At 65.8% G+C, this 855-nt stretch carries 1 protein-coding gene; it reads left to right on the top strand.

What is annotated here, in order from left to right:
* Window positions 1-114: 114 nt before the first annotated feature.
* The coding region (locus NKI58_RS35430) for a tyrosine-type recombinase/integrase (RefSeq protein WP_352854534.1) at window positions 115-855 on the top strand (741 nt) is incomplete at its 3' end.

Genomic DNA, 855 nt, shown 5'->3' with positions numbered 1-855 from the left:
TTGAGGCGTGAGCTTCGTTGGCAGCGTCGGTGAGGCTTTAATCGATCAGGGGTGACGGACGGCCATCGGCCTCCGAGCATGAAGTGTCAACCTTCAGCTTGAGAGGAGCATCCGATGACCGTCCCTACGCATCCATCCGGCAGCGCACTTGGCGAGCGCATGATCGAAGACATGTCCATGCGCGGCTTCACCGAGGATACGCGCCGAGACTATATCCGTTGCGTGAAGGCGTTTGCAGCCTTCATCGGGCGCTCGCCTGATACCGCGACGGCTGAGGATCTGCGGCGTTTCCAATTACACCAGACCGAGAGCGGCATGCGGCCGCCGGGGATCAACAGCGCGGTCTCGGCGCTGCGCTTCTTCTTCACCGTGACGCTCGACCGGCCCGATCTCTCGCGCCGTCTCACCGTCATCCGCCAGCCACGCAAGCTGCCGCTGGTGCTGAGCGTCGAGGAGGTGGCGCGGCTGCTCGAAGCCGCACCGGGACCGAAGTACAAGGCGGCGCTTGGCACGGGCTACGGGGCGGGGTTGCGGGTGTCGGAGATCGTGGCGCTCAAGGTGAGCGACATCGATTCGACGCGCATGCTGATCCGCGTCGAGCAGGGCAAGGGCCGCAAGGACCGCCACGCCATGCTGTCGCCGCAGCTGCTCGGGCTTCTGCGCGCCTGGTGGCGCGAGGGCAAACGCCGCGGCGTGATGCTGCCGCAAGGCTGGCTATTTCCGGGTCGCAGCCCGATCACGCCGCTCTCCACGCGGCAGATGAACCGCGCCGTTCATGCCGCGGCGGAGGCCGCCGAGATCAAAAAGCGGGTAACGCCGCACACCCTGAGGCATTCCTTCGCCACACATCTCCTG

Source organism: Mesorhizobium sp. M0522, from assembly GCF_040321085.1.
Classification (GTDB): domain Bacteria; phylum Pseudomonadota; class Alphaproteobacteria; order Rhizobiales; family Rhizobiaceae; genus Mesorhizobium.
Note: the sequence above shows the minus strand (reverse complement) of the source record. Positions and strands in the feature narration are given on the sequence as shown.